11 protein-coding genes and 1 pseudogene are annotated in these 13,623 nt (G+C 72.4%); 6 read left to right on the forward strand and 6 right to left on the reverse strand.

Annotated elements, in window-relative coordinates:
- Positions 1-47: 47 nt before the first annotated feature.
- Both ACZ6AA_RS38760 and ACZ6AA_RS38765 read right to left on the reverse strand, forming a co-directional pair.
- The gene (locus ACZ6AA_RS38760; RefSeq protein ID WP_471463166.1) at positions 48-1,499 is read right to left on the reverse strand and encodes an amidase; all 1,452 of its coding nucleotides are present in this window, start codon (positions 1,497-1,499) and stop codon (positions 48-50) included.
- Positions 1,500-1,565: 66 nt separating this feature from the next.
- Complete coding sequence (locus tag ACZ6AA_RS38765) at positions 1,566-2,300, reverse strand: PP2C family protein-serine/threonine phosphatase (protein WP_471463168.1); 735 nt, start codon at positions 2,298-2,300, stop codon at positions 1,566-1,568.
- Positions 2,301-2,517: 217 nt separating this feature from the next.
- On the opposite strand from ACZ6AA_RS38765, the gene ACZ6AA_RS38770 reads away from it, so the two are divergent.
- A complete protein-coding gene (locus ACZ6AA_RS38770) occupies positions 2,518-4,605 on the forward strand; it encodes an ATP-binding protein (protein ID WP_471463170.1) in 2,088 nt (695 codons plus the stop codon).
- A 188-nt stretch (positions 4,606-4,793) separates the two neighbouring features.
- A complete protein-coding gene (locus tag ACZ6AA_RS38775; RefSeq protein ID WP_471463172.1) occupies positions 4,794-5,444 on the forward strand; it encodes a DUF6629 family protein in 651 nt (216 codons plus the stop codon).
- Between the two features lie 130 nt (positions 5,445-5,574).
- On the opposite strand, the gene ACZ6AA_RS38780 is transcribed toward ACZ6AA_RS38775, so the two are convergent.
- On the reverse strand, positions 5,575-6,918 hold the full coding sequence (locus ACZ6AA_RS38780; RefSeq protein ID WP_471463174.1) for a fibronectin type III domain-containing protein: 1,344 nt from the start codon (positions 6,916-6,918) through the stop codon (positions 5,575-5,577).
- A 206-nt stretch (positions 6,919-7,124) separates the two neighbouring features.
- On the reverse strand, positions 7,125-7,526 hold the full coding sequence (locus ACZ6AA_RS38785) for a winged helix-turn-helix transcriptional regulator (protein WP_468483404.1): 402 nt from the start codon (positions 7,524-7,526) through the stop codon (positions 7,125-7,127).
- Between ACZ6AA_RS38785 and ACZ6AA_RS38790 the strand changes: the two genes are divergently transcribed.
- Complete coding sequence (locus ACZ6AA_RS38790) at positions 7,525-8,406, forward strand: NAD(P)-dependent oxidoreductase (RefSeq protein ID WP_468455208.1); 882 nt, start codon at positions 7,525-7,527, stop codon at positions 8,404-8,406. The genes ACZ6AA_RS38785 and ACZ6AA_RS38790 overlap by 2 nt on opposite strands.
- A gap of 428 nt (positions 8,407-8,834) precedes the next feature.
- A pseudogene (locus ACZ6AA_RS38795) lies at positions 8,835-9,197 on the forward strand (alpha/beta hydrolase); the annotation flags it as partial.
- A 154-nt stretch (positions 9,198-9,351) separates the two neighbouring features.
- Here ACZ6AA_RS38795 and ACZ6AA_RS38800 read toward each other — a convergent pair.
- Positions 9,352-10,950 (reverse strand): alpha/beta hydrolase, encoded by a 1,599-nt coding sequence (locus tag ACZ6AA_RS38800; protein WP_471463208.1) that lies wholly within the window; start codon positions 10,948-10,950, stop codon positions 9,352-9,354.
- Positions 10,951-10,990: 40 nt separating this feature from the next.
- Positions 10,991-11,377 (reverse strand): DUF4190 domain-containing protein, encoded by a 387-nt coding sequence (locus tag ACZ6AA_RS38805; RefSeq protein WP_471463176.1) that lies wholly within the window; start codon positions 11,375-11,377, stop codon positions 10,991-10,993.
- Between the two features lie 195 nt (positions 11,378-11,572).
- On the opposite strand from ACZ6AA_RS38805, the gene ACZ6AA_RS38810 reads away from it, so the two are divergent.
- Both ACZ6AA_RS38810 and ACZ6AA_RS38815 read left to right on the forward strand, forming a co-directional pair.
- Positions 11,573-12,799: a sensor histidine kinase gene (locus tag ACZ6AA_RS38810; protein WP_471463178.1), complete on the forward strand. Its 1,227-nt coding sequence runs from the start codon at positions 11,573-11,575 to the stop codon at positions 12,797-12,799.
- Positions 12,800-12,810: 11 nt separating this feature from the next.
- Positions 12,811-13,620: a response regulator transcription factor gene (locus ACZ6AA_RS38815; protein ID WP_471463210.1), complete on the forward strand. Its 810-nt coding sequence runs from the start codon at positions 12,811-12,813 to the stop codon at positions 13,618-13,620.
- Positions 13,621-13,623 lie beyond the last annotated feature (3 nt).

Below are 13,623 nucleotides of genomic sequence, written 5' to 3' on the forward strand. Positions count from 1 at the left end.
CCCTGGACGAACCACCGCACCCTCGAGGGACACCCAGCCAGTACGCCCTACTTCGGCGCCTGGAAACCCCCGATCCTCTGCTCGAGCAGTTCGGCCAGCCGCAGCGGGGTGCGGTCCTCGAACATCGGGCCGATGAGCTGCACCCCCACCGGCAGCCCCTCGGGCGACCGGCCCGCCGGTACGGCCGTGGCGGGCAGACCGGGCATCGTGGCCAGACCGGCCCAGACGAGCTGGTCGAAGTACGGATACTCGACGCCGTCGATGTCGATCCGACGTTTCACCAGGTCGGGGTTGTGGTCGTGCGGGAACGCGGGAGTGGGCGTGATGGGACACACCACGGCGTCGAACTCGGCGAAGAACTGCCGCCAGCCATGGCGGTGGAGCTCGCGACGGTTGTTCGTCTCGATCCAGTCGCGGTGGCTGAGCACCATGCCGCGCAGCAGCGCCGCATCGAGACTCTGGTCGTCCGCGCTCAGTGCGGCGGCGCCGGCCTGCAACTGCTCGTACGCTTCGACAGGAAAACGTGCGACGGAGCCCGAGAACAGCAACTGCCTGTAGAGCATGGCGGCTTCGGCCAGATCGGGCAGCAGCGGACTGTGCCGTACGACGCGGGCGCCGCCGTCGACGAGCGCGTCGGCCACCCGGCCCACGCCCGCCCGCACGGCGGACCCGGTCGGAATGAACGGGTGCTCGTCGAGGACCAGGACCCGGAAGTCGCGGAACTGTTCGTGGCGCGCGGGCGGCAGCGTCAGGTGGTACGCCGCACCGAGCGTCAGCGGGTCCGGTCCGGCCATCACGTCGAGCAGGAGCGTGAGGTCGCGAGCGGTGCGCGCCATCGGACCGGCCACGGCGAGGTCCTGCTCGACCGGCAGGGCGGGCCCGGGCGGCGGGACCATGCCCCGGGTCGCCACCAGGCCGAGTGTCGGCTTGTGCGCGTAGATGCCGCAGAAGTGCGCGGGGGTGCGCAACGAACCGGCGATGTCGGAGCCGATGGACAGCGCGCCGAATCCGGACGCCAGGGCCGCCGCCGAGCCGCCGGAGGATCCGCCCGACGTACGCCGGTGGTCCCACGGGTTGTTGGTGGTGCCGTAGATGTCGTTGAAGCTCTGGATGTCTTGCAGCCCCAAGGGCACGTTGGTCTTCCCGAGCACCACCGCGCCCGCGGCCTTCAGCCGCGACACCTGCACCGCGTCCTCGGCGGGCACGAAGTCCCGGTGCGGCGGCAGACCCCAGGTCGTGGGCAGCCCCGCCATGTCGTACGACTCCTTGACCGTCACCGGAATGCCCAGCAGGGGCCGTTCCTCGCCGCGGGCGCGCGCCTGGTCGGCATCGCGCGCGGCGGCCCGTGCACGGTCGAAGTCCGGCACACAGATCGCGTTGATCGCTTCGTCGTCGCGTTCGATACGGGCGATCGCCTCGTCGGTCAGTTCCGCAGAGGTCACTTCACCAGCACGCAAGTCAGCCGCGAGTTGTTCGGCCGTCGAAAATTTCCGCTCCATGAATCCGACCGTATGGGCCTGTGGAGGAGGGCACGAAATGCCGCCTCGCACAACGAGGTCGATGTGTCAATACTCATCCGCCGGTGTGAGGGGCGCCCGGTGGGGCGGGGCGGGTGGTGGGGCCTGCTGTACGAGGAGCAGGGTGAGGTCGTCCGCCGGTGCGGTCTGCCCGGTGTGTCCGTGGAGGAGGGCCAGGAGGCGGTCGAGGGCCTGGTCGAGGGTGGGGGCGTTCAGGGCTGCCAGGGTGCGACGGTCGAGGGGGAAGGGGATGCCGTCGGTGTTGCGGGCTTCCGTGAGGCCGTCGGTGTAGAGCAACAGGCGTTGATGGGGTAGGAATTGGACGCGGTGGATTCCTGGCTCAGGGGCGAGTCCCAGGGGCGGGGAGGGACGGAGGGGGCGCAGGGGCGTGAGGCGGCGGTCGATGCGCAGGGGTGGCGGGTGGCCGCAGTTGACGAGGCGGACCTCTCCGGGGCGGACGTCGGCCAGGAGCAGGGTGATGAAGTCCTCCGCGCCCAGGGCGGGGGTGAGGCGGGTGTCGAGGGTGTGGGCGAGGCGGACGGGGTCCTCCTCGGTGGTCGCGGTGTCCCGGAAGGCGGCGAGGGCGGCGGCGGCCAGTGGGGCGGCAGCGGGACCGTGGCCCTTGACGTCCCCGAGGACCAGGCGGGATCCGGACGGCAGGGGGACGGCGTCGTGCAGGTCGCCGCCGGTTCGGGCGCCGTCGGTGGGGCAGGAGCGGACGGCCAGGGCGAGGGACGCCTGGGCCGTGGACTCCGGCAGTGGTCGGCCACGGTCCGCGCGCACCAGCATGCCTCCCCCGGGACGGACGCCTTTCCACCCGCACCGGTGCGGGCACGAAGGCGAATGAGGAGTGTCCCATTCCTGACGGCGGTTCCTGGGCGAATTGGCCGAAACCCTGCGGGTCGGCCGGGCGGGCTGCTAGCACCGAGACTCGCGGACGCGAAACCACGGCGGGATCCGGACGCGCAACCACGGCGGAATGACGAAGGGGGCGGTCGCGGTGGCGACAGAGCGACGGGTGGGAAATCTGCCGGAAGAGGATCGCCGTCTGGTCGGGCGGCGGGCGGAGCTGGCGGAGGTGGCGCGGTGGTGCGGGCGGGCGCGGCTGGTGACCGTGACCGGGGTCGGTGGCGTGGGCAAGACCCGCCTTGCCCGACAGGCCGCGGCCGAGTTGCAGCCACGCTTCGCGGACGGGGTGTGGTGGGTGGGGCTGTCCCCGCTGGTCGAGGCGAGCCAAGTGCTGCCGTACGCGATCTGCGAGGCGCTGCGGCTGGCCGACCAGACCACCCGGCCCATGCTGGAGGTGGTCGCCGAGCACCTGGCCGGCCGGGAGGTGCTGCTGGTCCTCGACACCTGCGAACACCTCATCGAGGACTGCCGGGAGGCGGTGGCGGCGCTGCTGACCGCCGCTCCGGGGCTACGGATCCTTGCGACCAGCCGCCGCCCGCTCGGCCTGCACGTCGAGGAGGTCCTCACCCTCGACCCGCTCCCGGTGCCCGAGGACGACGACGAGGCGGCGGACGCGGTGGTGCTGTTGGCCGACCGGGCCGCCGAGGCCGTGCCCGGCTTCGCCGTCACCCCTGCCAACCGCGCCGACCTGGCCGCGCTGTGCCGCCGTCTGGAGGGGCTGCCGCTGGCCCTGGAACTGGCCGCGGCCCGCCTGCGCGAGCTGCCGCCGGCCGAGCTCAACCGCCGACTGGCCGACCGCTATACGGTTCTCGGCCACACCGAGCACGAGGACTACGAGGCCGACCCCGCCTGGCATCAGGCGCTGCGCACCGCGATCGGCTGGAGCCACCAGCTGTGCACCCCGGCCGAACGCCTGGCCTGGGCGCGGCTGTCGGTGTTCGCCGGCAGTTTCGACGCCGCGACGGCCCGGCAGGTGTGCACCGACGAGCATCTGCCCGGCGAGCAGGTCCCCGCTCTGCTGGCCGCCCTGGTGGAGAAGTCGATCCTGACCTGGGTGCCCACCGGGGACGGGGAGCGGTACCGGATGCTGGACACCATCCGGGAGTACGGCACCCACTGGCTGCACGCTCTGGGTGAGCAGGACGCGCTGCGCCGTCGGCACCGGGACCACTACCTGCGCCTGGCCGAGGACGGAGACGCCACCTGGATCGGGCCCGATCAGTTCGCCTGGTACGACCGGATGACCGCCGAGCACGACAACCTGCGCGCCGCGCTGGAGTTCTCCCTGGCCCGGCCGGGAGGCCAGGGAGCGCTGGAACTGGCCGGGTCCCTGTGGTTCTTCTGGTACGGCTGCGGCTTTCCCCAGGAGGGCAGGCACTTCCTGGACCGGGCGCTGGCCGTCGACACCGATCCCGGTCCGGCCCGGGTGAAGGCCCTGTTCGCCTGCAGCCAGGCGCTCCTGGTCCTCGGCGACCGCACCGCGATCGAGGCCCGCGCCGCCGAGTGCACCGCCATCGCCGCGTCCCTCGGCGAGCGGGAACAGACCATCGCCATGGTGACCGAGCTGCGGGCGGCGGCGCTGCGTGCCGACCCGGCACAGATGCTCGCCCTGGCCCAGAGCCTCCTCAACACGCCGTGGCGTGAACGGCCGCTCACGTACGTGCCCTTGTTCGCCCTGGTGATGGGCGGCCACGCGCACATGGCCGCGGGCCGCTTCGAGGAGGCCATCGCCCTGCTGGACGACCTGAGCGCCGCCTGCGCGCGGCACGGCGAGCACTTCTTGCGTTCCTGGGGCGAAATCGTCCGCGCCCAGGCCGAGATGGCCCGCGGGCGGCACCTGGCCGCCCTGGATCCCGCCCGTACAGCCCTGCGGATCAAGTACCGGCTGCGTGACGGCGTGGGCAGCGGCATGGCCCTCGATGTGCTGGCCCAGGCCGCTGCCGTCGCAGGCCGGGCCGATCACGCGGCCTGGCTGCTCGGCCTGGCCCAGCAGCTCTGGGACACCCTCGGCCGACCACAGGCCGGCGTTCCCGCGCTGATCGCCGCCCGCGAGGCCTGCGAACAGCGGCTCCGGCAGGCCCTCGGCGACCACGCCTACAAGCGCGCGTTCCAGTCCGGCTACGACACCGACCTGGACACCGGCGTCGCCTGCGCCCTCGCCCTCGCCCCGCCCGACTGACCGCACCCCTGGTCCGTCTGACGGAGCGCGGGGCTCGGGCGGGGCTCGGGCGGAGTGACTGTTCCCGTCCGCCCGCACCCGCGCCTCGGACGAGCCCCCACCGACCGAGGCTGGACCGGCAGCGGACACCGCCCGCCCCGGGGAATCCCGGCGCGCTCCGACGCCACGTCGGCCGTAGCGTTGCTGTCATGTGCTGGAGCGCGACGGCCGACCTCGTGGCGGGCGTGGGCATCGCGGCCGTGGGGGTCGCCTCGGTGACTCTGGCGGCCCGACACCCCCGTGACCTGCCTCTGGCCGCGCTGCCGCTCCTCCTGGGCGCACACCAGATCATCGAGGCCGCCGTCTGGCGCAACAACGGCGGCACCGGGCCCACCACTCTCGCCTGGGCCGTCATCGCCCTCCCACTCCTCGCACTGTGGGTACCGGCGGCCGTCCTGTGCGCCGCGCCACCGAGCGCCCGCCGCCGCCTGCTCCTCCCCCTGGCAGCGGGGACCGCGACGGCGGCGGCACTCGCCTACGCGCTGGCGACCCGCACCGTGACAGCCGAGATCCGCGGACACACCGTCGGCTACTCCCTGGGACTGCCCCAGCCGGAGCTGATCGTCCTCGGCTACCTCTTCGCCACCATCGGCTGCCTGCTCCTGTCCGGCGACCGGGGCCTCGTCCTGTTCGGCGTCCTGGTCGCCGTCGGAGCCGCGGTGTCCGTCGTCCTGTGGCGCCAGGAGTACATCTCGACGTGGTGCGCGTCCGCCGCCGTGTGCTCGGTGGTCCTGCTGCTCTGGGTCAGAGGGCACCGTCCGGTCGTTCCACCGCCGCCGGGTCGAGGCAGCCTTCGGTGACAGCCGTGGCCCCGGCCTGGCCGACGTCCTCGACCGATTGGTGTCGAGGTCGCCGTTGGCCGCGACACTTCCCGGCGCACCTGGGCAGCTCAGGGGCCAGGAGGACAGCAGCCTCCCGGCCCCTCGTCCCTCAGCCGGAAGGCGTCGCCGATACCTCGGGGGAGAGCGCGGACTCACGGCCGTCCTCGTCGAGGGAGGCGACCGCGTAGTAGTACGTCGTGCCGCTCGTCAGATCACGGTCCACGTACTCCGCACCGGATGTGACCTCGTGGCTGAACTCGGCGTTTTCCTTGGTGATGTGGGGCTTGGTGGAGCGGTAGACCCGGTAGCCGGTCACGGGGGGCTCCCCGCTGCCGTGCGGGGCGGAGAACCATGCGAGCCGGATGCTGCCCGCGCCCGGCACGACGTCGTAGAACTCCGTGGCGCGGGGCGGCTGCGGGTCCTTGTACGTCGGCTTGACCGATGTGGAGGCGGGTGAGGCGACGGAGTGCTTGGACGTGGCGACGACCGCGTAGTAGTAGTCCCGCTCGCCCTCGTCCCCGGTCACCGTGGCGGTGTACTTGGTGTCCGTCGTGGTGGCCAGGCGGTTGTTCGGGGCGGTGATGTCGACCGGGGTGGTCTTGGAGCGGTACACGGTGTAGGAGGAGACCGGTACGTGCGGGCTCTGCGACCACGACAGCGTGAGCCGCTTGCCCACCAGGGTGGCGTCGCTGACGGCGGGGGCCTTGGGCGCGGTGGCGGAGGTGACCGACTTGGTGCCCGCCACGACATTCGACGCCCCGGACTCGTTGCCGACGGCGTCGACTCCCCTCACTTCGTACGCGTACGTGAGCCCCGGCTCGCCCTTCGTGTCACGGAAGGTGAGCGATGTCGTCGTACCGATCTTCGTGCGGGGGGCGTTGGGGCTCTCTGCGCGGTACACCACGTACTTCACCGCGTCCGAGTCACCGCTGCGCCACGTCAGCGTCACACCGCGCTCGTCCTCGCGGGCGAGGGTGAGGTCCCGCGGCGCGAACGGCGCGACGGTGTCCCGGGTGCCGCGGCGGGGCTCGGTGTAGGGCGAGACGTGACCGGCGCCGTCCAGGGCGCGGACCTTGTAGGCATACTCGACGTCGCTGTCGGCGTCGTCATCGACGTACGCATCCGTGCTCACGGTGGCGAGCAGCGTGTAGGGGCCGACCTCGTCCGGTCCGGTTCCCTCGGCTTCGGCGCGGTACACCTCGTAGGCGGTGGCCGCGGAGAGCTTGCTCCAGGACAGGGAGACGGCCTCACGCCCGGATGCTACCTGGAAGCTCTCGGGAGCGTCGTAGAGGGGGTTGTCGGGCTGGTCCGGGTCGTCGCCGGCACGGCCCGCGGAGCTGGCGGCCGTGCCGGGTATGACGGCGTGGGCAGTGCCGGTGAACCCGAGCGCGAGGACGACGACAGCGGCCGCGGAGACGACGGCTGCGGGTCTGAGGCGGTGGTGCTGAGACACGGCTGGCATTTCCTTCCGGTGGAACTACGGACGGGTGTACGTGAGTACAAGGTGCAGTCGTGTGGGGGGAGTTGATGATGTTGTGGGGGCAAGAAACTGTAACCGTGCGGGGCCGGGACGTGGGAGGCGGCGCGCGACGGCGACCCGGGCGCTCTCGGTGTCCCCGGGAGGGGCCGGTCGGCACGTACCTGAAGGTACGTACTTGATCAAGGACCGGTGACCGGGAAGTCTTGTCGGAGCGCGCCAAGACCGTCGTCCGATTCCGCCCCTGTCCTCGCGGCCAGGTGGTCCCGACCCCAGGCCGAGAGCAGTTCCAGCAGTTCGTAGAGGTGAAGGCCCCGCTCGGTCAGTGAGTACTCGACCCGGGGCGGCACCTCGCCGTAGTCCTCCCGGTGCACGATCCCGTCGGCCTCCAACTCCCGGAGCTGCTGGGCCAGCACCTTCTCGCTGATGCCGGTGACCAGCCGCCTGGTCTCACCGAAGCGGCGCGGACGCTCGGAGAGCGCCCACATCACGAACGACTTCCACTTGCCCTCGAACACCCCGACGGCCACACCCATCCCGCATGTGTGCGGATCGGTCACCGTCACGACCTCGGAGTTCCCCATGCCCGCGTTCCCCATGTCCGCTTCCCCCGTCACCGTTCTCGGCCTGGGCCCGATGGGCCGGGCCCTGGCCTCCGCGTTCCTGGCCGCGGGCCATCCCGCGACCGTCTGGAACCGTACCCCTGGCCGGGCGGACGGCCTGATCGAAAGCGGCGCCGTCGAGACCGCGACCGCCGCGGAGGCGATCGCGGCGAGCGACCTCGTGGTGATCTGCGTACTGGACCACGAAGCCGTCCGCGCGGTCGTCACCCCGCACGCCGCCGCGCTCAAGGGCCGCACCCTGGTCAACCTCACCGCCGGTACCCCCGACGACGCGCGCGCCACCGCCGCGTGGGCGGACGCGCACGGCATCGGCTATCTCGACGGCGCGATCATGGTTCCGACGTATCTCGTCGGCGGTCCGTCCACCCTGGTTCTTCACAGCGGCCCGGCCGACCTGTACGAGCGCCACCAGGCCACCCTCCAGGCCATCGGCGGCACCTGCGTGCACCTGGGCGCCGACCCGGGCCGCGCGGGAGCGCACGACGTCGCGCTGCTCGACATCTTCTGGACGGCACTGAGCGGCGTCGTCCACGCCTTCGCCCTCGCCGGGTCCGAAGGCGTCACCGCCGCCGAACTGGCCCCCTACGCCAAGGGAGTCGCCGGTCTCCTGCCCGATGTGATCGACGCGTTCGCCGAGCAGGTCGACTCCGGCAGCTACCCCGCCGGGGGCTCCAACCTCCGCTCGGCGGCGGCGATCATGTCCCATGTCCTCGACGCCTCGCGCAGCCGCGGCGTCGACAGCACGGTGATCTCCGCCGCCCATGACATCGCCCACCGGGGCATGGCGGCCGGCTACGCGGACGACTCCTACGCCCACGTCGCCGAACTCCTCCGCGGCTGAACCCACCCCTCGGCCAGGACGGGCACCGCCGTTGGTCCGACCGGCGGCCCACCTGCGCGGATGGTTGCGCCAAACGGTCCAGACGCCATCGGCGACTGGCGTGAGGTCTTCACCCTCGGTGCGCGGGCCGCCGCCGCTCTGGGGGGCCTGGCGCAGCAGGCGACTCAGCTGAACTATCTGGCCTGGGGCCACTCGGTGCCACCGGCGGATCCTCGGTCCGTGCTCGGGTACGCGGACGAGGCTCTGGAACTGGCCACCCGGGGCGGCTCCACCGCACAAGTCGCCTGGTCGCTCGAGTACACCGCGGGAGCATTGCTCCTGCTCGGACAGCCAGGGGCGCCACGCCGAGGCGCTCGACCAGTACCGCGCCGGGCTCGCCCCGATGGACGACGAGAGCTCGGGGACGACGCCCAGCGTCGTGATCCACAGCCGACCCTCCGCCCGGCGCTCCGGTCCCGCCGATCCTGCCGCCCCAGGACGGCTTCCTGTTCCTGGACCGGGACAAGTTCGCGGCGTCGTTCGCCGCCGACGTACCCGAGAAGCAGGCCGCGTTCATGGCCGACTCCCAGGTCCCGTGGGGCGTCGACGCGCTCGGCGGGGCGGTCTCCGAACCGGCCTGCCAGTCCAAGCCCTCCTGGTACCTGGTCGCCACCGACGACCGGATGATCCCGCCGCCCGCCCAGCGGGCCATGTCCGAGCGGGCAGGCGCGGTCGTCTCCGAGACCCCGGGCAGCCACGCCGTCTACGTCTCCCGCCCGGCCGTCGTGGCCGCCGTCATCGCGCGGGCCGCCGAGAGCCCGGGCGGCCGGTCCCAGCAGTGGCGCGCCCGCGGCCCGCCGGGCGGCGCCTCCGCCCGGCGGGCCGCCGCGTGGCGGACGATCCCCTCGTGGGGCCGGTCGCGGCCGGGACACGACGATCCCGCCCCCGGCCGAACGCCGGATCCGCCTACTGCCCGGCAGACGCCCGGCAGGTCACGTCCGTCGCGGGGAGCCTGCCCGTGGTCAGGTAGACCGTGGCGCTCCTGTCCGCGCAGGAGTTGGTGCCGTGGACGATGTGCCCCTCTCCCCCGGCGACAGTGACCATGCGGGAGCCGCGCAGGGCCCGGTGCATGGCCCGGCCGGCGGCCAGGGGCGTCTGGGAGTCCCACTCGTTCTGCACGATCAGCACTCTGCTGCTGTGGCCCACCGTGGTCGCGGGCTCGCTGCCCGGCGTCCAGAAGGCGCACGGCTTGATGGTGGACGCGAAGTCGCCGTACAGCGGATACCGGGCCTTGTCGCGGATGGCGTCCCTGCGGTACCGCTCGGGATCGCGCGGCCACGATGCGCCGGTGTCGGCACACAGGACGGCCCAGGCGCTCGCGGCCTCGTTGTCCGGGGGAACGTCGCGGGCGAACGCGGACAGGGCGGGGGCCGGGGCCGACTGGGGCGTGCCGGACGGGTTCGGCTTCCCGCCCCCGGCCGCGCGCTTCAGCCCGGCTACCCATTCGGCGGCCCCCTTGGCGCGGAAGAACTTGGCGCGCCCGGCGCGGATGCCGTCGCCGGTGAGGGGGGTGCCGTTGTCGTCGATGGGGCTGCGGTCGGCCCGGGCGACCAGGTCCCAGAAGGTCTCGCGGACCTCGGCAGGGGTGCGGCCCAGGTGGTACGTCGTGTGTCGCCGGGCGGTCCATGCGCTCCATCGCGTGAAGGCGGGCTCGGTCGCCTTCGCCATGCTCCGGAACATGCCACGCCCGTACTGCGCCGGGGCCACCGCACTGTCCAGTACGAACCGGTCGGCGCGCCGGGGGAACATCTGCGTGTAGACGGCGCCGAGGTAGGTGCCGTACGAGAAGCCGAGGTAGGAGATCTTCTTCTCGCCCAGCACGGCACGGACGACGTCCATGTCGCGTGCGGTGTTGCGGGTGGTGAGGTGCCGCAGCCTGTCGCCCTCCCGGGCCCGGCACTTGGCGGCCACCGCGCGTGCCCGCCGCACGTCCTTCGCGAAGGTCCCGGCCCGGTACGCGGGCTCCGCGTCCTGCTCCTCGCGCGTCAGACCGCAGCCGACGGGTGAGCTCTGCCCGACGCCCCTCGGGTCGAATCCGATGAGGTCGTACTGCCTCTTCACCGCCGGGGAGAAGCTCAGCTCCGGTCCGACCGGCAGATTCAGCCCCGGCCCTCCGGGGCCGCCCGGATTGAGCAGCAGAACCCCGCGGCGCTCCTTCACACTGCCTGCCCTCAGCCGGGATATCGCGATGCCGATCCGCGTCCCGTCGGGATCGTCGTAGTTGAGGGGCACTTGGACGGTCGCGCACTGAAAGGAGGCGGGGCCTTTCGCGTCGCAGCGCTGCCAACGGGGCTTCTGCCGCGTGTATTTCCGCAGCGCGTCCTTGGACGCGGAGGCCCGGGCCGAGGAAGTCGAAGAAGTCGAGGAAGTCGATGAGGCCGAGAAAGCTGAAGAAGTCGAAGAAGCTGAAGAAGTCGGGGGAAAGGTCGTCTGGGGTGTCAGCGCCGGGACGAAAGTCGCCGCGATACCGATGGCCAGGAGGGCGACTGCTCGCCCATTTCGCACGTTGCGCACAGGGGTACTCGTCCTCTTTCCTGGTCGCCGGTCACTCACCGGAGAGCTGCTGGCGGACGCATTGCGTGTACTGGTGGAAGCTGTCGGGCTGGTAGCACTCCTGGGTCTCGTTGGCGTACCAGACCATGAAGACGGCGGCCAGGACGGCCACCACGATCGCGAGGGCCGACGCCACGAGGCCGGTGATGGCCTTGCCGCGGCCGGTGCCGGTCGGCCCCGCCTTCGCCAGGGCGACGATGCCCACGACCAGGCCGATCACGCCGAGCAGACCGCCGATGAAGAAGATCGAAGTGCTCAGGCTGACGATGCCGAGGACCACGGCGGGCCCGGCCGCGCCGTTCCGGCCGGCCGGAGGCCGTACGGCACGGCTGGAGCCCAGGGGGCCGGGGAAATACGGGTCCGTTGTGTGATTCGCCACTGTCGGTGCTGTCGACACTGTCTGTATCACTGGCGTGCTCTTGGATTGCGTGTTCATCGGCCGTCCTCCGGTCAACTGGTCAGGGCACGATCCTGACTTCCGGAGCCCGGTACGCACATCGCGGTAAGGCGGGAAATGGGGCTCCCTCGATCGGGGGAGGCCGCCGTGGAGCGACCCGGTCATACTGGCCGAATCATGATCAGGGGAATCCGGCCGCTGCTGAGCGGCTCCACGTATTCGGGCATGCTGTTCGCCTATTGCGGCGCTTTGGCGAGCCTTCCGTTGCTGCCTTTCGCGATGCTGCCGACGCTCGTACTGCCATCCGTTCCCTACGGCGTGCTGCTGGTGGCTGGCCTGCTGCTGTGGGCGGCGGCGATCGGCTCGGTCGGTCTTGTCCGCAGCACGCGGCGGGCGTTGATCGCCTTCGCCCGTCGGCTGCTGAAGGTGTCGTTGCCGGACCCGGCGGCCGTGGCGTCCTCGGGCACCGACCGCTGGCGGACGCCGCTCTGGCTGGTGCTGCACGTGGCGCTGGGGTGGACCGGGGCGCTGACGAGCGGGCTGCTGCTCCTCGCGGGCCTGGCCCTGCCGCTCGGCGCCGAGACGGGGCTGAGTCTCTTCGGCCGGTCGGTGTGGGTGGACGGGGCCTGGAGCTGGGTGGTGGCGCTCTGCTGCCTGTTCCTCGCGGCGGTGGTGTGCGCGGTGGTGACGAGAGTGCTGCGGTGGCTGGCGCCCAGGCTCCTTGGGCCGTCGTCGGCGGAGCGGCTCGCCCTGGCGGCGGAGCGCGAGCAGGCGCTGGCCGAACGCAACAGGCTCGCCCACGAGCTGCACGACTCGATCGGCCACACGTTGACGGCGACCACGATCCAGGCCGCGGTGGCGGGCGAAGTGCTCTCCGCCGACCCGGTGGCCGCACAGGCCGCGCTGCGCAGCATCGAGGACTCGTCCCGGGCCGCGCTGGAGGACCTGGACTACGTACTGGGAGTGCTGCGCGAGCAGAAGGCGGAGACGGCGCCCACCCGGACCCTGGCGGACCTGCCCGAACTCTTCGACCGGTTGCGGCACGCGGGCGCGGTGGTGGAGCCGGAGATCTCGGGCGAGCCTGCCCAGGTGCGGGGGACGCTCTCCAGGGCGGCGTACCGGATCCTGCAGGAGGGGCTGACGAACGCGCTGCGGCACGGGTCCGGCGGTCCGATCCAGGTGCGCGTGGCGGCCGCGCCGGACGCGCTGGAGCTCGGCGTGGTCAATCGGACGGGGTCGAGTACGAGTCCCGGCAGGGGCCCGGGCGCCTTCCCGACGTCCGGGCACGGCCTGCCCGGCCTCGCCGAGCGCGTGCGGCTGCTGCACGGCGAGATCGAGGCGGGCCCGGACGGGCCGGGGCACTGGCGGCTGGCGGTGCGGCTGCCCGTACGGTTGTCGGCATGAGCGCGTCCGGCATGAGCGGCTCCGGCACGCACCCCGGCCCCTCCCCTTCCCCCGTCACCCCCGTCTCCCCCGTCACCCTCCTGATCGCGGACGACGACGAGGTGACCCGCAGCGGTCTGCGCACCTTGCTCGCGGCCCGGCCGGGGATCACGGTGATCGGCGAGGCCGCCGACGGCGTCGAGGCGGTCGAGCAGGCGCGGCTGCTGCGGCCGGACGTGGTCCTGATGGACGTGCGGATGCCGCGCCGCAACGGGATCGAGGCGACCCGGCAACTCCTCGCCGGGTCGGCGGATTCGGCGGGTTCGGCAGGTTCGGTGGATCCGGACGGGGCGGCTGGGACGACTGGTGCGGGCGGCACGACCGATGCGGCCAATGCGACCGATGCGGGCCGACCGCCGAAAGTCGTCGTGATCACCACCTTCGAGAACGACGACTACGTCACCGCCGCGCTCAGCGCGGGAGCCAGCGGGTTCGTGCTCAAGCGGCTTCCGGTCGGCCAGATCGCGGAGGCGGTACGGGTGGTGGCGGCGGGCGAGGCGATCCTCTTCCCCGCGGCACTGCGCCGAATGGTCGCGGCCCGCCCGCTCGGTTCCGCCGAGGCGTTGCCGAAGGCGGCGCTGACGGGGCGGGAGGAGGAGGTGCTGCGCTCGATGGCCACGGGCCTGTCCAACCCGGAGATCGCCGCGTCGCTCTCGGTGAGCCTGGAGACGGTGAAGACGCACGTCGGAAACGTGCTGACCAAGCTCGGCGCGCAGAACCGCACCCACGCGGTGGTGATCGCGTACGAGTCCGGTCTGGTGGTGCCGGGGTTCACGGGCTGACGC

This window comes from Streptomyces sp. NPDC040610 (genome assembly GCF_055594065.1).